At 64.8% G+C, this 25,251-nt stretch carries 27 protein-coding genes; 13 read left to right on the top strand and 14 right to left on the bottom strand.

Annotated elements, in window-relative coordinates; translation table 11 throughout:
• Positions 1–17 precede the first annotated feature (17 nt).
• Positions 18–2,714: a type I DNA topoisomerase gene (topA, locus tag ASG39_RS19590; protein WP_062596741.1), complete on the bottom strand. Its 2,697-nt coding sequence runs from the start codon at positions 2,712–2,714 to the stop codon at positions 18–20.
• Positions 2,715–3,123: 409 nt separating this feature from the next.
• Between topA and ASG39_RS23500 the strand changes: the two genes are divergently transcribed.
• The gene (locus ASG39_RS23500; RefSeq protein WP_082477379.1) at positions 3,124–3,381 is read left to right on the top strand and encodes a hypothetical protein; all 258 of its coding nucleotides are present in this window, start codon (positions 3,124–3,126) and stop codon (positions 3,379–3,381) included.
• On the opposite strand, the gene dprA is transcribed toward ASG39_RS23500, so the two are convergent.
• The 4 genes from dprA to ASG39_RS19570 are packed head-to-tail and all read right to left on the bottom strand — an operon-like array spanning position 3,310 to position 7,392.
• The gene (gene dprA / locus ASG39_RS19585) at positions 3,310–4,506 is read right to left on the bottom strand and encodes a DNA-processing protein DprA (protein WP_062596620.1); all 1,197 of its coding nucleotides are present in this window, start codon (positions 4,504–4,506) and stop codon (positions 3,310–3,312) included. The genes ASG39_RS23500 and dprA overlap by 72 nt on opposite strands.
• 6 nt (positions 4,507–4,512) lie before the next feature.
• Positions 4,513–5,127 carry a glycerol-3-phosphate 1-O-acyltransferase PlsY gene (gene plsY / locus ASG39_RS19580; RefSeq protein WP_062596619.1) on the bottom strand — a complete coding sequence of 205 codons (615 nt, stop codon included), beginning with the start codon at positions 5,125–5,127 and terminating at the stop codon, positions 4,513–4,515.
• Between the two features lie 22 nt (positions 5,128–5,149).
• Positions 5,150–6,436, bottom strand: coding sequence for a dihydroorotase (locus tag ASG39_RS19575; RefSeq protein ID WP_062596618.1), 1,287 nt, complete (start codon positions 6,434–6,436; stop codon positions 5,150–5,152).
• A complete protein-coding gene (locus tag ASG39_RS19570; RefSeq protein WP_062596617.1) occupies positions 6,433–7,392 on the bottom strand; it encodes an aspartate carbamoyltransferase catalytic subunit in 960 nt (319 codons plus the stop codon). The genes ASG39_RS19575 and ASG39_RS19570 overlap by 4 nt, the downstream gene beginning before the upstream one ends.
• 210 nt (positions 7,393–7,602) lie before the next feature.
• Between ASG39_RS19570 and ASG39_RS19565 the strand changes: the two genes are divergently transcribed.
• The 3 genes from ASG39_RS19565 (at position 7,603) to ASG39_RS19560 (ending at position 9,905) form a co-directional block, all read left to right on the top strand.
• Entirely contained in the window at positions 7,603–9,252 is a 1,650-nt protein-coding gene (locus ASG39_RS19565; protein ID WP_082477378.1) for an acyl-CoA dehydrogenase family protein, read from the top strand.
• 147 nt (positions 9,253–9,399) lie between these two features.
• Positions 9,400–9,573 (top strand): hypothetical protein, encoded by a 174-nt coding sequence (locus tag ASG39_RS23985; protein WP_156468205.1) that lies wholly within the window; start codon positions 9,400–9,402, stop codon positions 9,571–9,573.
• Complete coding sequence (locus ASG39_RS19560) at positions 9,570–9,905, top strand: DUF6105 family protein (RefSeq protein WP_062596615.1); 336 nt, start codon at positions 9,570–9,572, stop codon at positions 9,903–9,905. Before ASG39_RS23985 ends, ASG39_RS19560 begins: the two co-directional genes overlap by 4 nt.
• Here ASG39_RS19560 and ruvX read toward each other — a convergent pair.
• Positions 9,845–10,336, bottom strand: coding sequence for a Holliday junction resolvase RuvX (gene ruvX, locus ASG39_RS19555; protein WP_062596614.1), 492 nt, complete (start codon positions 10,334–10,336; stop codon positions 9,845–9,847). The genes ASG39_RS19560 and ruvX overlap by 61 nt on opposite strands.
• A gap of 131 nt (positions 10,337–10,467) precedes the next feature.
• Between ruvX and ASG39_RS19550 the strand changes: the two genes are divergently transcribed.
• The 3 genes from ASG39_RS19550 (at position 10,468) to gatA (ending at position 13,110) form a co-directional block, all read left to right on the top strand.
• Positions 10,468–11,172 carry a metal-dependent hydrolase gene (locus tag ASG39_RS19550; RefSeq protein ID WP_062596613.1) on the top strand — a complete coding sequence of 235 codons (705 nt, stop codon included), beginning with the start codon at positions 10,468–10,470 and terminating at the stop codon, positions 11,170–11,172.
• 99 nt (positions 11,173–11,271) lie between these two features.
• Positions 11,272–11,559 (top strand): Asp-tRNA(Asn)/Glu-tRNA(Gln) amidotransferase subunit GatC, encoded by a 288-nt coding sequence (gene gatC / locus ASG39_RS19545; RefSeq protein ID WP_062596612.1) that lies wholly within the window; start codon positions 11,272–11,274, stop codon positions 11,557–11,559.
• Positions 11,560–11,628: 69 nt separating this feature from the next.
• A complete protein-coding gene (gene gatA / locus ASG39_RS19540) occupies positions 11,629–13,110 on the top strand; it encodes an Asp-tRNA(Asn)/Glu-tRNA(Gln) amidotransferase subunit GatA (RefSeq protein ID WP_062596611.1) in 1,482 nt (493 codons plus the stop codon).
• A gap of 19 nt (positions 13,111–13,129) precedes the next feature.
• Here gatA and ASG39_RS19535 read toward each other — a convergent pair whose 3' ends face one another.
• The 3 genes from ASG39_RS19535 to ASG39_RS19525 are packed head-to-tail and all read right to left on the bottom strand — an operon-like array spanning position 13,130 to position 15,715.
• Positions 13,130–14,617 (bottom strand): glycosyltransferase family 39 protein, encoded by a 1,488-nt coding sequence (locus ASG39_RS19535; protein ID WP_062596610.1) that lies wholly within the window; start codon positions 14,615–14,617, stop codon positions 13,130–13,132.
• Positions 14,618–14,630: 13 nt separating this feature from the next.
• Positions 14,631–14,960: a lipid-A-disaccharide synthase N-terminal domain-containing protein gene (locus ASG39_RS19530; protein WP_062596609.1), complete on the bottom strand. Its 330-nt coding sequence runs from the start codon at positions 14,958–14,960 to the stop codon at positions 14,631–14,633.
• Positions 14,903–15,715, bottom strand: a complete 813-nt coding sequence (locus tag ASG39_RS19525) for a glycosyltransferase (protein ID WP_156468214.1) — start codon at positions 15,713–15,715, stop codon at positions 14,903–14,905. The genes ASG39_RS19530 and ASG39_RS19525 overlap by 58 nt, the downstream gene beginning before the upstream one ends.
• A 187-nt stretch (positions 15,716–15,902) precedes the next feature.
• Between ASG39_RS19525 and ASG39_RS19520 the strand changes: the two genes are divergently transcribed.
• From ASG39_RS19520 to ASG39_RS19500, 5 genes are all read left to right on the top strand, one after another.
• Entirely contained in the window at positions 15,903–16,442 is a 540-nt protein-coding gene (locus ASG39_RS19520) for a GNAT family N-acetyltransferase (RefSeq protein WP_062596608.1), read from the top strand.
• A gap of 112 nt (positions 16,443–16,554) precedes the next feature.
• The gene (gene gatB, locus ASG39_RS19515) at positions 16,555–18,057 is read left to right on the top strand and encodes an Asp-tRNA(Asn)/Glu-tRNA(Gln) amidotransferase subunit GatB (RefSeq protein WP_062596607.1); all 1,503 of its coding nucleotides are present in this window, start codon (positions 16,555–16,557) and stop codon (positions 18,055–18,057) included.
• Positions 18,058–18,059: 2 nt separating this feature from the next.
• Positions 18,060–18,554, top strand: coding sequence for a GNAT family N-acetyltransferase (locus ASG39_RS19510; RefSeq protein ID WP_062596606.1), 495 nt, complete (start codon positions 18,060–18,062; stop codon positions 18,552–18,554).
• A 123-nt stretch (positions 18,555–18,677) separates the two neighbouring features.
• Positions 18,678–19,073, top strand: a complete 396-nt coding sequence (locus tag ASG39_RS19505) for an NADH:ubiquinone oxidoreductase subunit NDUFA12 (protein ID WP_062596605.1) — start codon at positions 18,678–18,680, stop codon at positions 19,071–19,073.
• Positions 19,074–19,284: 211 nt separating this feature from the next.
• Entirely contained in the window at positions 19,285–19,737 is a 453-nt protein-coding gene (locus ASG39_RS19500) for a DUF2155 domain-containing protein (protein ID WP_062596740.1), read from the top strand.
• Positions 19,738–19,802: 65 nt separating this feature from the next.
• Here ASG39_RS19500 and aat read toward each other — a convergent pair whose 3' ends face one another.
• The 5 genes from aat to ASG39_RS19475 all read right to left on the bottom strand — a co-directional run bounded on the left by aat (position 19,803) and on the right by ASG39_RS19475 (position 23,709).
• Entirely contained in the window at positions 19,803–20,417 is a 615-nt protein-coding gene (gene aat / locus ASG39_RS19495; RefSeq protein ID WP_062596604.1) for a leucyl/phenylalanyl-tRNA--protein transferase, read from the bottom strand.
• A gap of 126 nt (positions 20,418–20,543) precedes the next feature.
• A complete protein-coding gene (gene accC / locus ASG39_RS19490; protein ID WP_062596603.1) occupies positions 20,544–21,893 on the bottom strand; it encodes an acetyl-CoA carboxylase biotin carboxylase subunit in 1,350 nt (449 codons plus the stop codon).
• Positions 21,894–21,897: 4 nt separating this feature from the next.
• On the bottom strand, positions 21,898–22,353 hold the full coding sequence (gene accB, locus ASG39_RS19485) for an acetyl-CoA carboxylase biotin carboxyl carrier protein (RefSeq protein ID WP_062596602.1): 456 nt from the start codon (positions 22,351–22,353) through the stop codon (positions 21,898–21,900).
• Positions 22,354–22,371: 18 nt separating this feature from the next.
• Positions 22,372–22,815 (bottom strand): type II 3-dehydroquinate dehydratase, encoded by a 444-nt coding sequence (aroQ, locus tag ASG39_RS19480; protein ID WP_062596601.1) that lies wholly within the window; start codon positions 22,813–22,815, stop codon positions 22,372–22,374.
• 126 nt (positions 22,816–22,941) lie between these two features.
• A complete protein-coding gene (locus ASG39_RS19475) occupies positions 22,942–23,709 on the bottom strand; it encodes a DsbA family protein (RefSeq protein WP_062596600.1) in 768 nt (255 codons plus the stop codon).
• Between the two features lie 294 nt (positions 23,710–24,003).
• Between ASG39_RS19475 and ASG39_RS19470 the strand changes: the two genes are divergently transcribed.
• Entirely contained in the window at positions 24,004–25,164 is a 1,161-nt protein-coding gene (locus ASG39_RS19470) for an aminotransferase class I/II-fold pyridoxal phosphate-dependent enzyme (protein WP_062596739.1), read from the top strand.
• Positions 25,165–25,251 lie beyond the last annotated feature (87 nt).

Below are 25,251 nucleotides of genomic sequence, written 5' to 3'. Positions count from 1 at the left end.
GGCGATTTGCTCACGGTCTATCCCTTCTGTGCCTTGGCGGCAGCCGTCTTGGGTTTTGCGGCCGCCTTCGTCTTCGTCGTCTTTGCCGCCGGCTTTGCTTTCGCCGCGGCGCGCGGCTTGGCGACCTTCTCGGTGCCGTCCGCAGCAGCCTTGGCCTTCGCCGGCTTTGCCTTAACAGCCTTGGCCTTCACAGGTTTCGCCTTGCCCGCACGTTCTGCAAGCAGAGGCAGCGCCTCCTCCAGCGTCACCGAGGACGGATCCTTGCCCTTGGGCAGGGTCGCGTTGACCTTGCCCCAGTTGACATAGGGTCCATAGCGCCCGTCGCGAACGGTGATGGCACCGCCATCGGGATGCTCGCCGAGGTCCTTCAGCGCTGCCACGGCAGCGCCGCGACCGGCCGGGCCCTTCGACGCCTTGTCGGCTAGCACGGAGACGGCGCGGTTGAGGCCGATCGAGAACACGTCCTCGATGGTCTCCACGTTCGCATATTTTCCGTCATGCAAGATGAACGGCCCGTAGCGGCCGAGGCCGGAGGAGATCATCTTGCCGCTCTCGGGGTGCTGCCCGATATCGCGCGGCAGCGAAAGGAGCGCCAAGGCCTTCTCGTGGTCGATGCTTGCCGGCGTCCAGCCCTTGGGCAGGCTGGAGCGCTTGGCTTCCTTGCCGTCGCCGCGCTGCACGTAAGGTCCGAAACGGCCATTGCGCAGCGTGATCTCTTCGTCCGTGTGCGGGTCCTTGCCGAGCGCCTGCGGCTCGTTCGAGGCCTGCGCTTCCGCATCGCCGTCCGAGGACAGCTGGCGCGTGAAATTGCAGTCCGGATAGTTCGAACAGCCGACGAAGGCACCATACTTGCCGAGCTTCAGCGACAGCTTGCCGGTGCCGCAGACCTGACAGATCCGGGGATCGCTGCCGTCCTCGCGCTTGGGGAAGACGAGCGGCGCGAGTTCCTCGTTCAGCGCATCGAGGACATTGGTGACCCGCAATTCCTTGGTGTCTTCGATCTGCGCGAAGAAATCCTTCCAGAAGTCGCGAAGTACGTCCTTCCAGTTGAGTTCGCCGGCGGAGATCCGGTCGAGCTTTTCCTCCAGCGATGCGGTGAAGTCATACTCGACATAGCGGTGGAAGAAGCTTTCGAGGAACGCCGTGACGAGACGGCCCTTCGCTTCGGGGATCAGCTTGCGCTTGTCGATGACGACATATTCGCGGTCGCGCAGGGTGGCGAGCGTCGAGGCATAGGTCGAGGGCCGGCCGATGCCGAGCTCTTCCATGCGCTTGATGAGGCTGGCTTCCGAATAGCGCGGCGGCGGCTCGGTGAAATGCTGGCTCGCATTGATCGTCTGCTTGGCGACGCTTTCACGCGCCTTGATCTCGGGCAGGCGGCCTTCGTCCTCGCCGTCGTCGCTCTGCTCGCCATCTTCCTTCTGGTCCGTATAGGCGGCGATGAAGCCGTCGAAGCGAATGACGGAGCCGACGGCCCGCAGGCCGGCCTTGCGGCCCCCGTTCTCGGCAAGGATCTCGACGGTGGTCCGCTCGATCTCCGCCGAGGCCATCTGGCTGGCGATGCCGCGCTTCCAGATCAGGTCGTAGAGCCGCAGCTGATCGGCATCCAGGAAGCGGCGCAGCTGATCCGGCGTGCGGGTGAAGTCCGTCGGGCGGATGGCTTCGTGGGCTTCCTGCGCGTTCTTCGCCTTGGTCGAGTAGAGGCGGGCCTTCTCGGGCACGTAGCGCGCACCGAACTGGTCGCCGATCGCGCTGCGGGCGGCGTCGATCGCCTCCGCCGCCATCTGCACGCCGTCGGTTCGCATATAGGTGATCAGACCGACGGTTTCGCCGCCGAGGTCCAGACCTTCATACAGGCGCTGGGCGACCTGCATGGTGCGCGAGGCGGAAAAGCCGAGCTTGGACGAGGCCGCCTGCTGCAGCGTCGATGTGGTGAAGGGCGGCGAGGGGTTGCGCTTGACCGGCTTTGCCTCGACCGTATCGACGACATAGGAGGCGCCCTCGAGCAGGGCCTTCAGGTCACTCGCCTGCTCGCCATTGCCAACCGAGCGCGCCTGCAGCCGCTTGCCGTCGGCGGCCACGAGGCGGGCCTCGAAATCGTCGCCGCGCGGGGTCCTGAGGATGGCCGAGAGGTTCCAGTATTCTTCCGAGACGAAGCGTTCGATCTCCGACTCGCGGTCGCAGACGAGCCGCAGCGCGACGGACTGCACGCGGCCGGCCGACCGGGCGCCGGGCAGCTTGCGCCACAGCACGGGCGACAGGTTGAAGCCGACGAGATAGTCGAGCGCGCGGCGCGCCAGATAGGCATCGACCAGGGGAACGTCGATGTCGCGCGGATTGGCCATCGCGTCGAGCACGGCCTTCTTGGTGATGGCGTTGAAGACGACGCGGCTGACCGGCTTGTCGCCGATCAGCTTCTTCTTGCGCAGAAGATCGAGCACGTGCCAGGAAATCGCTTCGCCTTCCCGATCCGGGTCGGTCGCGAGAATGAGGCCGTCGGCGTTCTTCAGCGCGGTGCCGATGTCGTTCATCCGCTTGGCGGACGCACTGTCCACCTCCCAGAGCATGGCGAAGTCCTCGTCGGGCTTGACCGAGCCGTCCTTGGCCGGAAGGTCGCGAACGTGACCGAACGAGGCCAGAACCGTGTAGCCGGGGCCGAGATACTTGTTGATGGTCTTTGCTTTGGCCGGCGATTCAACGACGACGACATTCATGGTCATAGGATTCAGCAACCATAGGAGAGGGGTGACAGACTTCCCTCGGCCGTCACGCCGGGAACTTTTGAAGCCTCGACATGGAGGGGGATTTCATCGCGGTCAAGTGGTGAGCATGAAATTAGCCAGTTTGAATGGACGCGAAAGGGGTCTGTAACCCGTTCATTTACAGGGGTTTGATGATCATCCTGCGACGAGGTTCGAGCGAGAGCCTCCGGAGACCGAATACAACGCGCCACAACCTTTGAGGGATAATGTTATCATTGCAATTAGGAATATTTGGGTTATCGTCTTGCCGAGACGAGAATGCACATCGACGAACGAGCGGTGGTGACGGCCCGACGGCCGTTGCCGCGTTTGCTGTCGGCTGCCTTTTCGGGATCAAGGACAAGCCCATTAGGACGTATTCATGGTGCCCGTATATAATGACTCCGCCGTTCCCGCGACGCCCGCAGACGAGAGCCTTGCCTATATCCGTCAGATGCTGGGAGAGTTGCGCGGCGTGGCCGACGAGAAGGGGGCGGACATGCTCTGCTATCTCCTGGAGATGGCCTATGTCGAGGCCGGGGATCTGATGTCCGGACGCCGGGCCCTGTCAGTCAAGAAGGTCGAGGGAAACGCGGCCGCCGGGGTGCCGGTGCAGCCGGCCGGCAAGATCAAGCTCTAGCAACACGAGGTAGACCGCGGAGGCGGGAAGATCGGTGTGGCGGATGATGTCGTCGATATCGACCGGCGTCGGCCCCAGCGCATCGATGATGGTTTCGCGCTCGCGCTCGCCGGGCGGCTGGGCTGCCGGCCGTGCTCCGAACCCCAGGCCCGCCTCCAACGCGGCGCCCCCGTCCGCCTCGTCCTCTGCCTCGCGCGCCTGCGGCTGGTCGAACAGGTCGATGCGACTAAGGGGCGCCAGCGCTTCCAGAATGTCGCGCGCTTCCGTCGTCACCACGGCACCGTCCTTCAGGAGACCGTTGGTGCCATGACAGCGGGGATCGAGCGGCGATCCCGGCACAGCAAAGACCAGACGTCCGAAATCGGCGGCATAGCGCGCCGTGATCAGCGAGCCGGACCGGCTCGCAGCCTCGATGACCGCAAGCCCGAGCGCGACGCCGGCGATCAGGCGGTTGCGGCGGGGGAAGTCGCGCGCTCGCGGCTCCCATCCGAACGGCATCTCGCTGATGGCGAGGCCCTGACCGCCGGTGATTTCCTCGAGCAGGGAGATGTTTTCGGGTGGATACGGCATGTCGAGACCACCGGCCAGAACCGCGATCGTGCCGGTGTCGAGGCTTGCGCGATGGGCGGCGGTATCGATGCCGCGCGCAAGCCCCGAAATGATCGTATAGCCCGCCCGCCCGACGTCGCGGGCGATCAGGGCGGCGAATTTGGCACCGCTGATGGAGGCGTTGCGCGCACCGACAATCCCGAGCGCCGGCGCGGTGCCGGTCGCAGCGCGGCCCTTGACGGCGAGGAGCGGCGGTGCGCCGTCGATCTGGCGAAGCGCTGCGGGATAGTCCGGTTCGCCGATACCGACGAATCGCGCGCCGCAGCGGGCGGCGATGGCCAGTTCCCGCTCGGCCTCCGCCACCGTCGCGATGCGGATCGCGCGGGTGGAGCCGCCGCGGCGCGAAAGCTCGGGCAGCATCTCCAGCGCGGTCTCGGCCGAGCCGACATGGTTGATAAGGTCGCGAAAGGTCACGGGGCCGACATTGTCGGAGCGGATCAGGCGCAGCCAGGCGATCCTTTGACGATCCGTCAGCGCGATGCCTCTGCCACCGGGGGCCTTCGCGCTGTCGCTCATCAACGCCTAACCTTTCTGGCCGATCCGGCCTTCCGTTCCCGCGATCAGCCGCTCGATATTGGGGCGATGCTTGATCCAGGTGATGACGCTCAACACGACGAAGAGGAGGCCGATGCGCCCATATCCGGCAACGAGAAGGACGATCGGCACCACGACGGTCGCGACGAGGGCCGACAGCGAGGAATAGCGCGTCACCTTGGCGACGATCAGCCAGCAGGCGGCAAAGACGAGGACGACGAGAGGCGCAAGGCCGAGCAGCACGCCGATATAGGTCGCGATGCCCTTGCCGCCCTTGAAACCGAGCCAGACCGGAAAGAGATGCCCGAGAAACGCACCGAAACCGGCAGCGATGCCGGCGTCCGGGCCGAAGACATAGGCCGCCGCCGCCGCCGCCAGCGTTCCCTTCAGCGCATCGAGAAGCAGCGTCGCGGCCGCCAGCTTCTTGTTGCCGGTGCGCAGCACGTTGGTCGCGCCGATATTGCCCGAGCCGATCTTGCGGACATCGCCGAGTCCGGCCGCCCGCGTCAGGATCAGCCCGAACGGGATCGAGCCGAGCAGATATCCGAAAAGAAGAAGGCCGAGCGTCAGAAGGGACGTCAGCGGCCAGATGAAGATGTCCATGAATGCCCCCTCGTGCCGGAGCCTACAGGCTGTGCACGCACTTTCCCGCAACATAGGTGCGAACCGCGCGGCCCGTAAAGCGGGCATTTTCGAACGGCGTATTTTTCGAGCGCGAGACGATCGCCTCCTTGGCGACCACCCAGGGCTCGTCGAGATCGATCAGCGTGATATCGGCCCGCGCGCTGGGCTTCAGCGTGCCGGCATCGAGCCCGAATATCTGTGCCGGACGGGTGGAGAGCGCGTCGATCAGGCGCATCAGCGGCACTTCGCCACTGTGATGCAGCCGCAGGGCTGCGGCCAGCATCGTTTCCAGACCGATCGCGCCGTCTGCGGCGTCGGCGAAGGGCAGGCGCTTGGTGTCGACGTCCTGCGGATCGTGCGAGGAGACGATGATGTCGATCCGCCCGTCCGCCAGGGCCTGAACCATGGCCTTCCGGTCATCCTCGCCCCGAAGCGGTGGCGTTACCTTGAAGAAGGTCCGGTATTCCCCGATGTCGTTCTCGTTGAGCGACAGATGGTTGATCGAGATGCCCGAGGTGACGTTGACGCCGCGCGCCTTCGCCGCCGTGATGGCATCGACCGATTCCGGCAGAGAGATCTTGGCGGCGTGATAGGCGGCACGGGTGAGACCGGCGACGCGCAGGTCGCGCTCCAGCGGAATGATTTCAGCCTCCCGCGGCACCCCGGCCAGGCCCAGCCAGCTTGCGAGCAATCCCTCGTTCATGACGCCGCCGGCGCCCAGATATTTGTCGCGCGATTCCAGCGCGATGACCATGCCGAACTCGCGGGCGTAGGTCATCGCGCGGCGCAGCACGAGCGTATCGTGCAGCGCCTCGCGCCCGTTGGTGAAGCAGACCGCGCCGGCCTCGCTGAGAAGTCCGAATTCGGTCATCTCGGTGCCGTGCAGCCCCTTTGTCAGGGCCGCCGCCGGGTAGACGTGGACGACGGCCTTGTCGCGCGCCGTCTTCATGACGAACTCGACCAGCGCGATATCGTCGATGACGGGGTCGGTATCCGGCATGGCGATGAAGGAGGTGATACCGCCGACGGCGGCCGCCTGGGCTGCCGAGGCGATCGTTTCGCGATGTTCGGCCCCGGGTTCGCCGACGAAAACGCGCGCATCGACAAGACCGGGCACGGCGATCAGGCCGCGGCAATCCTGCACGGTCGCGCCGTCGGAAGAACCCTGATGGGCCGCGTCGCTGCCGGCGGCAAGGATCACTCCGTCGCGAACGACGATCGTGCCGGTTTCATCGAGATTGCGGGAGGGGTCGATGATGCGCAGGTTGGTGAGGACGAGATCGGTCATGCGCGGGAACCCTGGTTGTTGAGGCCGCCCTGGTGCTGGGAGACGAGCAGCGCCTCCATCACGGCCATGCGGACGGCGACGCCCATCTCGACCTGCTGCTCGATCACGCTCTGCGGGCCGTCGGCAATCTCGGAGGCGATCTCGACGCCGCGGTTCATGGGGCCGGGATGCATGACGAGCGCATCCTCCTTGGCGGCCTTCAGCTTTTCCGCGTCGAGGCCGTAATAGCGGAAGTATTCGCGCACCGAGGGCACGAAGGCGCCGGCCATGCGCTCGCGCTGCAGCCGCAGCATCATCACGACATCCGCGTCCTTCAGGCCTTCTTCCATCGAGTGGTAGACCTCCGCGCCCATCTCGGCGATGCCGGCCGGCAGAAGGGTTGCCGGCGCGACGACGCGCACCCGGGCGCCCATCTGGTTGAGAAGCAGAATGTTGGACCGGGCAACGCGCGAATGCAGCACGTCGCCGCAGATGGCGACGATGATGCGCGACAGCTTGCCCTTGGACCGCCGGATGGTCAGCGCATCGAGCAGCGCCTGGGTCGGATGCTCATGCTGGCCGTCGCCGGCATTGATCACCGCGCAGGAGACTTTTTGCGCGAGAAGGGCTGCGGCGCCGGCCGAGGAGTGGCGCACGACCAGCACATCGGGATGCATGGCATTCAGCGTCATCGCGGTATCGATGAGCGTTTCGCCCTTTTTCACCGAGGAATTGCCGACCGACATGTTCATGACGTCGGCGCCCAACCGCTTTCCGGCAAGCTCGAAGGAGGACTGCGTCCGGGTGGAGGCTTCGAAGAACAGATTGATCTGGGTCAGGCCCCGGAGCGTCGAGGTCTTCTTCTCGCGCTGGCGGGAGATTTTCACCGCCTCGTCCGCCAGATCCAGAAGTCCGGTGATATCGCGCTCGTTCAGGCCCTTGATGCCGAGAAGATGGCGATGCGGAAAGAAATCCATGGGAAGCCCGCCTTCAGATGGTCGCGTTGCCGCGCTCTATAGAGCCTGTCGGGGTGAGCGGCAAGGCAGCGCGTGCGAACAGCTGAGGACAAAGCTTGCGGGGCTCCCATCCGGTGGAGACGAAGGCTTCCCGCAGGGCTGCAATCGATTTTGCGGGAGGGCGCTTGCCGTGCTGTTCCTAACCCTCCGCACTTCGGCTAGAACCGGATCATGACCGTGACTCGACCCGACCCGACGCTTGACGACCTCAACCAGCCGAAACCCTGGTCGGGCATCAATGCCTATCGTTCCGATCCGCTGCTGACCGACGTCGCGAGCGGGCTGCCGAAGGCCTTGCGCGACGATTTCGACGGGCTCGGGCGCTACGTGACCTCGCCCGAAGCACAGGACCTCGCCCGCATGGCCAACCAGGGCGTGCCGCAGCTGCGCACCCACGGGCCGCGCGGCGAGCGGCTGGATGTGGTGGATTTCCACCCCGCCTGGCACGCTTTGATGCGTCGGTCGATGACGGCGGGCCTGCATTCCTCGGTCTGGGAAAACATTCCCGACGAACGCGGCCATGCGCACAAGGCCCGCGCCATCCGCTTCTACCTGACCGCGCAGCTCGAAAGCGGGCATCTCTGCCCGCTGACGATGACCAGTGCCTCTCTGGCCGCCATGGCCGCGACGCCGATGGTGCAGAAGGAATGGGCGCCAAAGATCCTGTCGCGCAAGTACGACGCTTCCAACCGCCCCTTCATGCAAAAATCCACCGTCACCGTCGGCATGGGCATGACGGAAAAGCAGGGCGGCACTGATGTCCGCGCCAACGTGTCCACCGCCGAGCGGGTGGGCGAGGGGATCTACCGGCTGTCCGGCCACAAATGGTTCATGTCCGCGCCGATGAGCGACGCCTTCGTCATGCTGGCCCAGACACGCGAAGGCCTCGGCTGCTTTCTCGTGCCGCGCCTTCTGGAAGACGGATCGGCCAACGGCCTCCGGTTCCAGCGGCTGAAGGACAAGCTCGGCAATCGCTCCAATGCCTCCTCCGAGGTCGAGTTTTCCGAAACCTTCGGCTTCATCCTGGGCGCCCCGGATGCCGGCATCACCACGATCCTCGACATGGTCACGCTGACGCGGCTCGATTGTGCCTTGTCCTCGGCGGGCATGATGCGGGCGAGCCTTGCCGAAGCCGTGCACCACACCCGCGGACGCTCCGTGCTCGGTCGCCCGCTGGTGGCGCAGCCGATGATGACGCGGGTGCTGGCCGACATGGCGCTGGACGTGGCCGCGGCCAGCGCGCTGTCCTTCCGCCTTGCCGATGCCTTCGACCGCGCCCGCGACAGTGCGGAAGAAGCGGCCTATGCCCGCATCATGACGCCGGTCGTCAAATACTGGGTGTGCAAGACGGCGCCGACCCTGATCGCCGAGGCGATGGAGTGCCTGGGCGGCAATGGCTATGTCGAGGAGCGCCCGATCGCGCGGCATTACCGGGAAGCGCCGGTCAATGCCATCTGGGAGGGCTCCGGCAATGTGATGGCGCTCGACGTGCTGCGCGTCCTGAAGCGCGGGCGCGAGTTGTTCGAAGCGCTGTTCGAGATCATCGGCCGCGACCTCGGTCCCGCCGCGCGAAAGACCATCGACGTGCTGCGCGCCGCGATTCTGCTCTGCGAACGTGATGAAGGGGCGGCACGCCTGCTGGTCGAGCAGCTGGCGCTCGCGGCCGCCGCGGCCGAACTCTACCGGCTCGGTGCCGGCCGGATCGCCGATGCCTTCATGGAATCCCGGCTTGCCGCCGGCTGGCGCTCGACCTACGGCATGCTCGATTCGCGTTTCGACAGCGCGATCATCGTCGATCTTCTCTATCCCGCCTCGAGCTGAAGCCTCCGCGCGACAGGCTCCCCCAAGGCCTGCACCGTGCGCGATCCCGTCAGGCTGGGGCAGGCCGTTAACCTTAACGAAAGGTTGACGTTGCCTCGTCAAGGTTAACGATCCATGTGTTGGTTATCGTAGCCGCACGGAGCCCGCATGATGCGCGCAGTCCTGACGTTCATTCCCATGTCGATCTTCGCAGCCGTCACGCTGGACGTGGCCATACCGGCGCTCGTCCTGCTCGTCTGCGTCGTCGCTGCGCGAGTGCTGGCCACGGTCGCTGCGTGGAAAGCCCGCGGCGCGGCATTCTTGAAGGGAGACCGGGCATGAAATGGCTTCTGATCTTGTGGGGTGGGCCCGTCCTGTTCCTGACGAGCTGGTACACGCTCTCCTACAATGACATCAATTTCGGGATCTTCATGCTCTCGCGCGAGGCGAACGATCTGGTGTTCCAGATCTACGGCAACGTGCTCGGTATCGACCCGAAGTCCATCCCGCCGCTCGTCGCCCGCGCCATGATCTTCGACAGCTTCATCGTCTTCGGCCTCGTCGCGCTCCGCAAGCGCAAGGCCATTCTCGCCTGGTACCGAAACCGCAGGGCTCAGTCGTCCGCTGAAGCCGCAGCCCGTGCAAGCGACGTCAGCCTGTCCAGCGCGCCCTGAAGAATGAAGGACGCGGCCGCCGAATCGATGCGCTCCGCCCGCTTGGCGCGGGAGACGTCCATCTCGATCAGCGTCCGCTCGGCGGCCACCGTCGAAAGCCGCTCGTCCCAATAGACGAAGGGCAGGGCGGTCTTCTGCTCCATGTTGCGCACGAAAGCGCGCGTCGCCTGGGCGCGCGGCCCATGCGATCCATCCATGTTGACCGGCAGGCCGATGATGAAGGCGGCGATCTTCTCCTTGTCGGCAAAGGCCAGCAGCACGTCCGCATCGATGGTGAACTTGACGCGCTTGATGACGGTTCGCGGCGTTGCCAGCCCCCGGCCGAGGTCCGAGACCGAAAGGCCGATGGTCTTCGTGCCGAGGTCGAGCCCGGCGACCGCGCCACGCGGCGGCAATGCGTTCGCAAGTTCCTCGATGGTCATCACGCTCATGGAAATCCTCTCCGTCGGCCTTTGTCTTTGCCTGTCGATGTTCCATATGCTCCGCGGGCACCGATTTCACCAGCGCGGTTTTGCGTACGGGTGGTCAGGGCGCGCCTGCACGCGATGACAGGAGATATGTCATGAAGATCAAATGGCTCGGCCATTCCGCTTTCCACATCGAAACCACAAAGGCCAAGATCCTGATCGACCCGTTCTTCACGGGCAACCCGTCCTTCGACGAATCGACCCGGAAGGACGCGGCCGCCGGCCTCGACTATATCCTGCTCACCCACGGCCATGGCGACCATGTGGGGGACACGATCGCGCTCGCCAAGGAAACCGGCGCGACCGTCGTCGCCAATGCGGATCTCGCGACATGGCTCGGCTCGCGGGGCGTCTCCGCGCTCGAAATGGGCAATACCGGCGGCACGATCCATCTCAAGGGATTTTCCTCGACCTTCGTCAACGCCCTGCATTCCTCGGCTCAGATCACCGAGGACGGCGTTTCGCATTCGCTCGGCAATGCCAACGGCCTCGTGCTGCATTTCGACGATGCCCCGACGCTCTACCATATGGGCGACACCGACATCTTCTCGGACATGGCGCTGATCCAGGAACTGCACCAGCCCGATATCGGCCTCGTGCCGATCGGCGATCGCTTTACGATGGGCGGCGCCGTCGCCGCGCTCGCCTGCCAGCGCTACTTCAAGTTCGCGACCGTGCTGCCCTGCCACTACGGCTCGTTCGCCATCGTCGACCAGACCCCGGATCTCTTCGTCGCCGCGATGGAGCCGGCCAACACGAAGGTCGAAGTTCCCTCCGTTGGCGGCGTCGTCACGGTCTGATCCGGCCGGCAAGGCGGACTTGGCCCTAATCCCCCGTTGCGCGCATCCGTCGTGGTCAGTATAGCGGGGGATCGTTTCCCGTCAGGCCCGGAGTCCGCCATGTCCGTCGATCTCGCCACCGTCAAGCGCGTCGCGCATCTTGCCCGCATCGCCGTCAGTGAAGACGATGCCAACCGCATGACCGGCGAGCTGAATGCGATTCTCGGCTTCGTCGAACAGCTCGGCGAGGTCGACGTCTCCGGCGTCGAACCCATGACCTCCGTCACGCCGATGGCGATGAAGAAGCGCGAGGACATCGTGACGGACGGCGACAAGGCCGACGACATCGTCGCCAATGCGCCGAATTCCGACCGGAACTTCTTCCTCGTGCCGAAGGTCGTCGAATAGACCGATCGTCCCTCGCCCGCGCTGAAGACCGTTTCGCCCGTCTGTCGTTTTCCGAAAGTCCCGTCCGCCATGACCGAACTCACCCACCTCACCATCGCCGAAGCCCGCGACCGTCTGGCCGCCCGCGACATCACGGCCGTCGAACTGACCGACGCCTATCTCTCCGCCATCGACGCGGCGAACGGGGCTCTCAACGCCTATATCAAGGTGACGCCGGACAAGGCGCGCGCAATGGCCAAGGCCTCCGACGCGCGGCTGTCGGCCGGCAAGGCCGGCGCGCTGGAAGGCATCCCGCTCGGCATCAAGGACCTGTTCGGCACCGAGGGCGTGCACACGCAGGCCTGCAGCCACATTCTCGACGGGTTCGAGCCGCGCTACGAATCGACCGTCACCCAGAACCTCTGGAACGACGGCGCCGTCATGCTCGGCAAGCTCAACATGGACGAGTTCGCCATGGGCTCCTCCAACGAAAGCTCCTATTACGGCCCAGTGAAGAACCCCTGGCGCGCCAACGGCTCCAATGCCGATCTGGTGCCGGGCGGCTCGTCGGGCGGTTCGGCGGCAGCCGTTGCGGCGTTTCTCTGCGCCGGTGCCACGGCCACCGATACCGGCGGCTCGATCCGCCAGCCGGCGGCCTTTACCGGCACGGTCGGTATCAAGCCGACCTATGGCCGCTGCTCGCGCTGGGGCATCGTCGCCTTCGCCTCCTCGCTCGACCAGGCCGGCCCGATCGCCCGCGACGTGCGCGATGCGGCGATCCTGCTGAAATCCATGGCGAGCGTCGATGCCAAGGACACGACCTCGGTCGATCTGCCGGTGCCGGACTACGAAAAAGCTCTGGGCGGCTCGCTCAAGGGCATGAAGATCGGCATTCCCGCCGAATATCGCGTCGAAGGCATGCCGGAAGAGATCGAGGCGCTCTGGCGCCAGGGCATCGCCTGGCTGAAAGATGCCGGTGCCGAGATCGTCGATATCTCCTTGCCGCACACGAAATACGCGCTGCCGGCCTATTACATCGTCGCGCCGGCCGAGGCGTCCTCCAATCTCGCGCGTTATGATGGCGTGCGCTACGGTCTGCGCGTCGACGGCAAGGACATTGCCGACATGTACGAGCAGACACGCGCCGCCGGCTTCGGCCAGGAGGTCAAGCGCCGTATCATGATCGGCACCTATGTGCTCTCGGCCGGCTATTACGACGCCTATTACCTGCGCGCCCAGAAGGTCCGCACGCTGATCAAGCGTGACTTCGAGACAGCCTTCCACGCCGGCGTCGATGCGATCCTCACACCGGCAACGCCGTCCTCCGCCTTCGGCATTGCCGACCAGGAGCTCGCGGCCGATCCGGTGAAGATGTACCTCAACGACATCTTCACCGTGACGGTGAACATGGCAGGCCTGCCGGGCATCGCGGTTCCCGCCGGCCTCGACGCCAAGGGCCTGCCCCTCGGCCTCCAGCTGATCGGCAAGCCGTTCGAGGAGGAAACGCTGTTCAAGACGGCGCATGTCATCGAGCAGGCGGCCGGACGCTTTTCGCCGTCGAAGTGGTGGTGACGAGCGAGCGCTGACGACGTCAGGGCGTGAGGCACCTGCCGTCCACGGCATAGGGCAGCAGAGCGCGGTTCGCCATGAACCCGTTCTCCTGTCGGATGGGCGGCAGAGCCACAGGCGTGTCGAACGGGCAGGCGAGGGGCACCTCTGCGACCAGCAGGACGCGCGCAGCATCCCGTGAGGGATCGTACGTCATGTCCTGCTCATGGCTGTTGCGCGGCGCCGTGCCCGTCGGCCGAGCCCGAACCGCGATCTCCGAACCACGCAGGGTGTAGACGAGATCCGCGAGAATATCGCGGTTGTCCGCCACGATCGTCGTCAGCCCTTCCGCCCGGGCCTGCGCTGCCAGGGACAGGCTCAGCGCGCTGCGCCCGAGGTAGCGGTTGAGGATGGGTGGCTGCCCCGGAAGGTGCGTTTGCGGAAAGGCGCAGAGGAGAGGAAGCGCGAGGGCAACCGAACCGTTGACGGCGAGGCTGATCCGCAACCCTTTCTTCCAGTTTGCATCCAGATATGCAATCGCGAGAACCACGCCGGCCACATAGGCCGTTGCCGCCCAGTTCGCATAGGCGCGAGACATCAGCGCCTGCACGACGAGCAGACCGACGATCGGCCATGAGAGGAGCGCGAGGTGGCGATCCGAAGGACCGGCGCGACCGCGCAGAACGAAGCTCACGGCAGCGATCATGGCTGCAAACACGACCGGGCCGACCACGCCGAACTGCGCGGCAAAGAACTCCACCGCCCGATCGGCATGAAAATAAGGGCCGGTCCAACCGATATTGTCGGAGGTGTGCCGGAAGGTCGCTCCGCCATGCCGCGCATTCCACAGGAGGTTCGGCAGAACCGTCAGACACGCCACCAGCCCGGTGATGGCTGCATGCTGCCGGCGCATCCGCGCGTGCGGCACGACCACCGCGGCGAGGGCAGCCGTGGCCGCGAAATAGAGCATCGCGTATTTCGACAACAGACCGAGCCCGATCGCGAGGCCGAGCCCGATGGCGAGGGCAATACCCACGGCCGGGCGAGGTCCGTTGACCGGATCGTCGCTGGCTGCGGGCGTGGGCCTTCGCGCAGCGGGGTGGAGGCTCAAGCGGGCCGCGGCGAGGGTGGCGAGAGCATAGAAGAACAGCAGGATCGTATCGGTCGAGACGAACACCGAGGAGAGCGCGACCCCCGGCAGGGTGACGAAGCTTGCACCCGACCAGGCGGCGATCCGCGGCGAGCCCGTGACGGCCCTCGCAAAGGCCATGACGATCGCGGCCGTGGCCCCGTGCACGAGGGGCGAGGAAAGCCGGATCCAGAAGCGGCCGTCCGATCCGCCCAGCGCCGTCGTCAGGTGGATCACCCAGGCGATCATCGGCGGTTTCGAGAAATAGCCAAAGGCGAGATCGCGCGACCACATCCAGTATTGCGCCTCGTCGACGAAGAGGTCGGTCCGGTCGAAGGCCAACAGCAGGACGCGATAGGCCGTCAGCGCGACGATCAGGAGAATGGCGCGGTTCTGCGTCATCGAGTGTGGTGCATTATGGCTTCAGGGCAAGCGCTTGCCCGGTCTCGTCGCGGTGACTGCGGTGGATGAGGACGATGTTGCGCGCATAGATCACCACGCCCATGGCTTGCCCGAGAATCAGCACGGGTTCGCGGCGATGAAGGCCGTAGGCCAGCAGCGTCAGGCCGCCGAACAGCGAGAACCACCAGAAGGCGTGCGGAATGACCGAGCGCTTCTCCTTCTCGGAACTCAGCCACTGGATGATGAAGCGCAGCGAGAACATGGTCTGCGCAAACAGACCCACGATCAGCCAAGCGAGATCCGTCGCGGAATCGATTCCGAAGAAGACGAGAATGTCATGCATGAAAGAGCGCCTTGTTCTTCGGGCTGTACGGTCTTGCGGCGCCGGATCAGCCAGGCGACGCCGACGAGATCATGGAGCCCGACCAGCGCGCGTTGCAGATTGGTGTAGTTCGAGGCCCCCGCATGGCGCGGTCGATGTGCAACATCGACATGGGCCAGCGTAAACCCCTGCGCGGCCACCAGCGCCGGCAGGTAGCGATGCATATGGTTGAAGAACGGCAGCGCCAGAAAGACATCGCGCCGGAAGGCCTTGAGCCCGCAGCCGGTGTCCAGCGTGGCGTCGGAAAGGACGCTGGCGCGGATGCCGTTTGCAAGGCGCGACGCGACGCGCTTCGACAGCGTATCGGCCCGGTTCACGCGCTGTCCCGCCACCAGCCCCAGCATCTCCGGGCGGCCGGGCACGAGAAAGGGCGCCAGAAGATGCGGGATTTCGGACGGAGGGTTCTGTCCGTCGCCGTCGAGCGTGCAGACGAGCGCCGCGCGGGCGGCCAGAACGCCGGAATGGACGGCCGCCGATTGCCCGCCCGAGCGGGCGTGAACGATGAGCCGCAGCCACGGGCGGCTCGCCATGGCGGCAAGGACTTGCGTCCGCGTCGCATCCGTCGAGCCGTCGTCCACGAAGATCGCCTCGAAGGCCATGTCGCGACAGGCGTGCTCGATTTCGGCCACGAGCAGATCCACGTTCCCGGCCTCGTTCTTCATGGGAACGACGATGCTGGCGACCGGAGGCTGCGCAGAGGATGGGATGGCCCGCATGAACGTCTCGATATCGGCAATCACGGAAAAGCGACGCCGATCGGAATGACGGACGTTTTCGAAGGTCATATTAGGGTGGTTTCATAAAGCTTTTATGTCAGCTGCGCCCGCCTTGAGTTCACCCGGAGCGCATGGCAAACTTGCAGCTCGCGGAAAAGGGCCGCTTGCGGAACAGAGGAATGCGATCGTGACGACGATCCGGGTTGCGCGGGAGGACGAGGCTTCGCTGCTGGCCGATATCGGGCTTGCGGCCTGGGAAAGCGCGATTGTCGGCGTCGATGCCGCCACAGCCGACAGCGTGTCCATGCAGGAAATTGCGCATTTCGCCTTTCTCGGCTTCGCACGAACGCGCTGGTACCGGATCCACGTTGCGGAAGCGGAGGGAATGGTGATCGGCTGGGCCGCCTGCGAACGACCGGATGGCACGATCACGGATTTCTGGATTCGTCCCGACTTTCAGCGGCAGGGAGTGGGGACCCGCCTGATGGATGCGCTTGAGGCCGAGATTCTCTCCGAGGGAACGGATGTCGCCGAGGCTGCGACCCACGTGGACAACGCGGCGGCCCTCGGCTTCTTTGCCAAGCGCGGCTTTCGCGTCGCCTGGCTTTCGACGCGCTACGCCGCGCGGCTCGATCGCGATGTCGAGCAGATCGGTCTGAGGAAGTCGCTGATTATCGCGGATGAGGGCGAGGACGGCGTCTACGGTGCCTCGGGCGCGGGCGCGTGATGGCGGTGAATGGCGGCGCGCGTGCGACCCTCTCTACGCTGCGAGCCTTGCAACGCCGGTATAGATGTTTTACCGAACGGGCTGTCCGCCTGCGAAAGAACCGAGAGCTGCCATGACCCTTGTCGACGTCCGTACCCCCGATCCGAAACGCTTCATCCCCGGCGCCAGTGGCGATTGGGAAGTGATCGTCGGCATGGAGGTGCACGCCCAGGTCACGAGCAATTCAAAACTCTTTTCGGGCGCGTCCACGACCTTCGGCAATGCGGCCAACGCAAACGTCTCGCTGGTCGATGCGGCCATGCCGGGCATGCTGCCTGTGATCAACGAGGAATGCGTTCGCCAGGCGGTCCGTACCGGCCTCGGCCTGAAGGCGCAGATCAACCATCGTTCGATCTTCGACCGGAAGAACTATTTTTACCCCGACCTGCCGCAGGGCTACCAGATCTCGCAGTTCAAGGATCCGATCGTCGGCGAAGGCAAGATCGTCATCTCGCTCGGCCCCGACCGTCAGGGCAATTTCGAGGACATCGAAATCGGCATCGAGCGCCTGCATCTCGAGCAGGACGCCGGCAAGTCGATGCACGACCAGCACCCGACGATGTCTTATGTCGATCTCAACCGCTCGGGCGTTGCGCTGATGGAGATCGTGTCGAAGCCCGACATGCGCTCGTCCGACGAGGCGAAGGCCTATATGACGAAGCTGCGCTCGATCGTGCGCTATCTCGGCACCTGCGACGGCAACATGGACGAAGGCTCCATGCGCGCCGACGTCAACGTCTCCGTGCGCCGTCCCGGCGCCGCATTCGGCACGCGCTGCGAGATCAAGAACGTCAACTCCATCCGTTTCATCGGTCAGTCCATCGAATACGAGGCGCGTCGCCAGATCGCGATTCTCGAAGACGGTGGCAAGATCGACCAGGAGACACGCCTGTTCGACCCGAACAAGGGCGAGACGCGCTCCATGCGCTCCAAGGAAGATGCGCATGATTACCGCTACTTCCCCGACCCGGATCTTCTGCCGCTCGAATTCGACGAGGCCTTCGTCGCCGCATTGAGGGTCGATCTGCCGGAACTGCCGGACGACAAGAAGGAGCGCTTCGTGCGCGATCTCGGCCTGTCGATCTATGACGCCTCCGTTCTGGTGTCGGAAAAGGCGATTGCCGACTATTTCGAAGCCGTCGCCGCGGGCCGCGACGGCAAGGCGGCGGCCAACTGGGTGATCAACGACCTGCTGGGCGCCTTGAACAAAGCCGGCAAAGGCATTGAAGAGACTCCGGTTTCCCCGGCGCAGCTCGGCGGCATTCTCGATCTCATCAAGTCCGAGGTCATCTCCGGCAAGCTCGCCAAGGAACTGTTCGAGATCGTCTTTGCCGAGGGCGGCGACCCGGCCGAGATCGTCGAGGCCCGCGGCATGAAGCAGGTCACCGACACGGGTGCGATCGAAAAGGCCGTGGACGAGATCATCGCCGCCAACCCGGATCAGGTGGCGAAGGTTCAGGCCAAGCCCTCGCTCGCCGGCTGGTTCGTCGGCCAGGTGATGAAGTCCACCGGCGGCAAGGCGAACCCGCAGGCCGTGCAGGCGCTGGTCAAGGCGAAGCTCGGGCTTGAGGAATAGCCATGTTCTTCGTCCGCACCGCCACGGAGCGCGACCTCGCCGCGATCAGCGCGCTTCTGGGCGAGACGGCGCATGCGACCTATGACGCCCGCTACGGGGCCGACAAGGTTGCGGAGATGACGGCCAAGTGGCATTCGGTCGCGGCGTTGAAGGCAAACCTCGCGCGCAAGAACAGCGAGTTCGTGGTGGCCGACGACGGCAAGCGTATCGGCGGAATGGCTTACGCGTCGATGTCGCCGACGCTGCACGAGACCGCCGTCCTCCACCAGCTCTACGTCCTGCCGGCGTTCCAGCGTCAGGGGATCGCGCGCGATCTCTTCGCCGAACTCGAAACCTGCTTTCCCTATGCCGGACACATGCGGGTGGAGGTCGTCAGCGACAATGTCCCCGCCATCGCCTTCTACGAAGCCCATGGCTTCACCAAGATCGGTGCGGGTCTGGAGGACTGGGGCATGCCGACGGTGGAGATGGAAAAGGTGCTGGCCGACGCCCGGTAGGCTGCAAACACACCCGTGCGGCCACGCCCGCAGGCTGGACAAGACCGGCCCGGCAGGCCATAAGCAGAAGCAATCATAAGGCATCCGCGCACGGCTTTCGTGTGCCGGTCCAAGGACGGTTCGATGAAGACTTTTCTGCAGATTTTCACCTGGTGGAACGGCTCGACGATCGGGACCCGGTTCCACACCTGGCGCTTCGGCAAGAAGGTCGGGCAGGACGAGCTCGGCAACACCTATTACGAAGGCGGCAAGGATTCCGAAGGCCGCACCCGCCGCTGGGTGATGTATAACGGCTATGCCGAGGCGACGGCGATCCCGCCGGGCTGGCACGGCTGGATGCACCACCGCACGGACATTTCCCCGGCCGACGAGACGTACGCCGCCCGCGAATGGCAGAAGCCGCACCGCGTCAACATGACCGGCACGTCGCAGGCCTATCGCCCGCCGGGTTCGCTGGCCAAGTCCGGCGAGCGCCCGCGCGTGACCGGCGACTACGACGCCTGGACGCCGCGTTCGTAAGGCATCAGCGGTTCCGGCCATCGTTCCGGACGCATCATCACGCGGCCATGATTGTCATCTAGACCCAAGCGCGAGGCGAAGCCGGCGCGGCGGCAGCCTGCCCGCAGTGTCTTTTCCGGGGGCGCCTGCTGCGCGACAAAACCGGGCGTTCCGGATGCCGACGGGGCCGGAGACTGAAATCGCAGTGAACAGGAAGATCCGCACCGTGTCGATGAACCGCAAAGTCGCGATCTGCCGCAAGTCTCCCATCCGCGCGCGCCTGTCGCTCCTCGTCGCCGCGTCTGTTCTCGCCGTGACGGCATTGCCGACGCAAGCTGCGCGACTGGCCAACCCTGTGGCCGTCTTTTCCGGCATCGACAAGATCACCGGCCGTATCACCACGTTCGACGTCTATATCGGCGAGACCGTTCAATTCGGCGCGCTACAGGTCACGCCGCGGGTCTGCTACAGCCGCGATGATACGGAAGCCCAGAAGACGACGTCCTTTGTCGAGGTCGAGGAAATCACCCTCGACCGGAAGATCCGTCGCATCTTCACCGGCTGGATGTTTGCGGACAGCCCCGGCCTCAACGCCGTCGAACATCCGGTCTATGACGTCTGGCTGCAAAGCTGCAAAGCCAAGTCCGACCTGCCTCCGCCGGACAGTGCGTCGAACACGCAATAGCGGTCTCGGATCGGACCGCAGCGGTACTCTGCTCCCAGCGCAAACCATCGGACCGTTCGCGCGCGTCAAAACCGCGCGTGTGGCCGCGCGACGGCCTTGGCGAGCCTGTCGGCATAATCGGCCTTCGGCACATCGATCGCGCCGAACGTCTTCAGGTGTTCCGTGGTGAACTGGGTATCGAGCAGGATGAAGCCGCGCGTGCGCAGATGCTCGACAAGGTGGACGAGACACATCTTGGAGGCGTCTGTCCGGCGGGAAAACATGCTCTCGCCAAAGAAAGCCGCGCCGAGCGACACGCCGTAAAGCCCGCCGACGAGATCGTCCCCGTCCCACGCCTCGACCGAATGGGCATGACCCTTCCCGTGCAGGGCGGTGTAGAGGCCGCGGATGGTGCCGTTGATCCAGGTGGTCGGTCGATCCGGCGCCGGAGCGGCGCAGCCCTGCATGACCGCTTCGAACGCGGTGTTGCGGCGGATCGTGAAGGACGAGCGTCGCATCGCCTTGGCAAGGCTGCGGGGCACATGGAAATCATCGAGGGGGATGACGCCGCGGATTTCGGGTTCGACCCAGAAGATTTCGGGATCGTCGGCCGAATCGGCCATCGGGAAAAGGCCGATCGAATAGGCACGCAGCAGAAGCTCGGGTGTGATGTCCGGTTGCTTGGCGCGGCTGCCTCTCATGCTCTGCCTTTGCTTGCCGCCTCTCCGTCCGCTGCCTGAGAAGGACTTTTGCGAAACCGGGCGACGCATAGAGAAGGCCGGAGCGCTGCGCCCGCAAGGGGCGATCGGCAGCGCTCCGGTACGATATCACTCCGCCGGCTGGGCGAGATAGTGTTCCAGCCAGTGAATGTCGTAGTCGCCGTTGGCGATGTCCTGATTGTTGATCAGGTCCTGAAACAGCGGCAGCGTCGTCTTGATCCCGTCGATGACGAACTCGTCAAGCACCCGTCGCAGGCGCATCATGCATTCGACGCGGGTGCGTCCATGCACGATCAGCTTGCCGATCAGGCTGTCGTAATAGGGGGGGATCTTGTAGCCCTGATAGGCGCCCGAATCGACGCGAACGCCAAGGCCGCCAGGGGCATGGAAATGCGTGATCGTGCCGGGCGAGGGCACGAACGTACGCGGATCCTCGGCATTGATCCGGCACTCGATGGCATGGCCCTGGAAAACGATCTCGTCCTGCGTCACGGACAGGCCGGCGCCGGAGGCGACGCGGATCTGCTCGTGCACGAGATCGATGCCGGTGATCGCCTCCGTGATCGGATGCTCCACCTGCAGGCGCGTGTTCATCTCGATGAAATAGAACTCGCCGTTTTCGTACAGGAACTCGACCGTGCCCGCGCCGCGATATTTCAGCTTGCGCATGGCATCGGCGCAGATCTCGCCGATCTTCATGCGCTGCTCGACGTTGAGCGCGGGCGAATTGGCTTCTTCCCAGACCTTCTGGTGGCGCCGCTGCAGCGAGCAGTCACGCTCGCCAAGATGGATGGCATTGCCCTCGCCATCGCCGACGACCTGGATCTCGATATGGCGCGGCTTGCCGAGATATTTTTCCATGTAGACGGCATCGTTGCCGAAGGCGGCTGCGGCCTCCGAGCGGGCCGTCGACACGGCCTCCTCGACTTCGTCCTCGTTGCGCGCGACCTTCATGCCGCGACCACCGCCACCGGCGGTCGCCTTGATCAGCACGGGAAAGCCGATTTCGCGGGCGATCTCGAGCGCATTCTCAGGCCGCACTTCGCCGGTCGAGCCGGGCACGACGGGGATGCCGAGTGCCTTGGCCGTTTCCTTGGCGGTGATCTTGTCGCCCATGATGCGGATATGATCGGCGGTCGGCCCGATGAAGGTGATGCCGTGCGCATCGAGAATATCCGCGAACTTCGCGTTCTCGGACAGAAAACCGTAGCCGGGATGGACGGCATCCGCGCCGGTGATCTCGCAGGCCGCGACGATCTGGTGGATGTTCAGGTAGCTGTCGCGCGAGGGCGGCGGGCCGATGCAGACGCTTTCATCCGCCAGGCGCACATGCATGGCGTCGGCGTCGGCCGTGGAGTGCACGGCAACGGTTGCGATACCGAGTTCCTTGCAGGCGCGAAGGACACGGAGCGCGATTTCGCCGCGATTGGCGATGAGAACCTTGGAGATGAGGGGCATGGGCTTACTCGATGACCACGAGCGCTTCGCCGTATTCAACCGGCGCGCCGTCTTCCACGAGGATCTCGACGACCTTGCCGGACCGGGGTGCGGGGATCTGGTTCATCGTCTTCATGGCTTCGATGATCAGGACCGTCTGGCCCTCCTTCACCGTGGCGCCGATCTCGATGAAGGGACGCGAGCCGGGTGCCGGCGACAGATAGGCGGTGCCGACCATCGGCGCCGTCAGCGCGTTCTTGGAAATGCGGGCGGCGGTATCCGGCGCGGCAGCCGATGCCGCGACCGCGACGGGCGCGGCAGCCGGAATCGGGGCGGAGACGTATTGCGGCGTGCCGGCGCGCGAGACGCGGATACGCAGGTCTTCCTGCTCGATCTCGATCTCGGTCAGGTCGGTCTCGTTCAGGATATTGGCGAGATCGCGGATCAGTGCCTGATCGATGCCGGTCTTCTTGTCAGCCATGAGAGCCTCTTGTTCTTTTTATTTCGATGTATGAAGGAGCGTATTTAGCGCATTGAGCGCCAGAATGTAACTGTGCGCGCCGAACCCGCAGATGACGCCTTTCGCTGCCGGAGCAAGCAGGGATTTGTGGCGAAATTCCTCGCGTGCGTGGACATTCGACAGATGAAGCTCGACCACGGGAATGCCGATGGCGCGCGTGGCATCGTGAAGGGCCACCGAGGTGTGGGTATAGGCACCGGCATTGACCGCGATGCCGGCGGCACTGCCGGAGGCTTCGTGAAACCAGTCGATCAGCAGGCCTTCATGATTGGTCTGACGGAAATCGATCGTCAAGCCGAGCTTGCGGCCCTCTTCGAGGCACATCGCTTCGATATCGGCGAGCGTCTGGCCGCCATAGATGCCGGGCTCGCGCTTGCCCAACAGATTGAGATTGGGACCGTTCAGGACGAAAATCGTTGGCATATCACAAGCATCCTCGCGTCGTGCCGAAAGCTATAGACGGTTGGGCTACCGAAAAAAAGCCTTTTGGGCCCGGCGCAAGGCTGCTGGAGCCCTGCGCCGGCCTTGTCCACAAGGCAGGCGTCTCCGTCAGCAGGCCGTCTTGCCGCAGCTGCGCATATTGGCGATCTTGGCTGCCAGTTCGTCGGCGCCGACGGCCCCGAAGATCGCCTCGTTGCCGATGATGTAGGAGGGCGTGCCGGTGACGCCGAGCGCGTTGGCGAGCGTGTAGGATTCCCGCACCTCGTCGTCCTGGCTCGGATCCACCATCTTGGCCCGGATGTCGGCTTCCTTCACGCCGAGGCGTTCGGCCACGGCGATGGCCGTCTCCTCCGTCGCGCGGTCTTCGCCGCCGAGGAGCGCGGTGTGGAAATCGCCGTATTTCTCCGGCGCCAGCTTGCGGAAGGCCGAGCTGACACGATGCGCGTCGAGCGATTCCTGACCGAGGATCGGCAGTTCCTTCAGAACGAAGCGGACGTTCTTGTCGGCCTCGAGGATTGCCTGCATGTCCGGCAAGGCGCGTTTGCAGTAGCCGCAATTGTAGTCGTAAAACTCGACGACGGTGACGTCGCCCTTGGGATTGCCGAGCGACACATCATATTTCGAGTTGAAGATCGTGTCCTTGTTGGCCGTGATCGCCGATTCGGCCACCTGCTGCGCCTTGGAAGCCTGCTTTGCCTTCAGCGCTTCCTGAACCTCCAGCATGATCTCGGGATTGGCCACCAGATACTCGCGGATGAAGGCGCCGAATTCCGCTTTCTCCTTGTCGTCCAGCGCCATGGCCGGGGCCGTGAAGACGCAGGTGGTGGAGACGAGCAGGAGCGATGCGGCGATCAGTCGGCGTACGGAAATGGTCATGCGGTCCTCGCTGATATGGCGCTGCCGACACTGGGGGAAATGCCGGCTTTCTCTCTGCGTGCGATAGCACATGGAAAGCCGGAGGGACAAGAAAAGGTCGAGGCGAGACGTCTTGCCGGTGCCTTGTCTGTCCCTTGCTGGGGCCTTGCCGGGGCCTTGTTGCCTCCTCGGCGTTCCCGGCTCTTGTGAAGCCCGCCCGGTTGGGGCAATCCATCTGACGATGGAAGACTGCCCGACTGTCTGGACGTATACGTGACAGGCGCTCGGGTCGATGAAGGCAACGAGGATCCCGCCATGACCACGCTTTCCCACCGCAGCGCCGTGGAGCCCTTCCACGCCATGGACATTCTGGCGGAAGCGACCCGGCGGCGCGATGCGGGCTTCCCCGTGATCTCCATGGCGGTCGGGCAGCCGAGCCATCCCGCTCCGAAGGCGGCGCTGCAGGCGGCGCGCGCGGCCCTCGAGCACGGGCGGCTCGGCTATACGGATGCGCTCGGCACCCTGTCTTTGCGCACGGCGATCGCAGAGCACTATCGGCGGCACTACGATGTCTCGATCGACCCCCGGCGCATCGCCGTCACCACCGGATCGTCGGCCGGCTTCAATCTTGCCTTTCTCGCTCTGTTCGATCCGGGCGACCGCGTCGCGATCGCGCGGCCGGGCTATCCGGCCTACCGCAATATCCTTGCGGCACTGGGCCTCGACGTCGTCGAGGTCGATGCCGACGCCTCGAACGGGTTCACGCTGACGCCGCAGGGACTGGCAGAGGCCGAAAAGCGGGCCGGTGGACCGATCCGCGGCGTGCTGCTGGCAAGCCCGGCCAACCCGACCGGCACGGTGACAGGTCGCGCGCAACTGCAGGCGCTCGCCGATTACTGTGCCGACAAGGACATCGCCTTCATCTCCGACGAGATCTATCACGGCCTCACCTTCGTCGGCGAGGAGACGACGGCGCTGGCCGTGACGGATGCCGCCGTGGTGATCAACTCCTTCTCGAAATATTACTGCATGACCGGATGGCGGATCGGCTGGATGGTGCTGCCGGAGGACAAGGTGCGCGGCTTCGAGCGCATCGCCCAGAGCCTCTACATCTCGCCGCCGGAGCTCTCCCAGATCGCGGCCGAAGCCGCGCTGGGCGCATCGGCCGAACTGGAGGTCTACAAGGAAAGCTATGCCGTCAACCGCGCGCTTCTCCTGAAGCGTCTGCCGGAACTCGGCTTCACCATCGCCTCGCCGATGGATGGTGCCTTCTATGCCTATGTCGATGCCGGCCGCTTCACCAATGACAGCATGGCCTTCGCCCACCGCATGCTGGCCGAGATCGATGTTGCGGCCACACCCGGCCGTGACTTCGATCCCATCGAAGGGCATCGGGCCATGCGCTTCTCCTATGCCGGTGCGCCGGCCGATATCGAGACGGCGATCGAGCGCATGGCCGGCTGGCTGAAAAGCTAGGACTGGCAACAGTTTCCGGGCGGATGCTGACTCGGATTGGAAGGCGCTTGATTCGATGTCTGAGGCCCGCCCGCCGGGGCGCGGACG

It is taken from the genome of Rhizobium sp. Leaf371 (assembly GCF_001424045.1).
Taxonomy (GTDB): domain Bacteria; phylum Pseudomonadota; class Alphaproteobacteria; order Rhizobiales; family Rhizobiaceae; genus Ferranicluibacter.
This window is presented reverse-complemented; position numbering and strand designations above follow the sequence as displayed.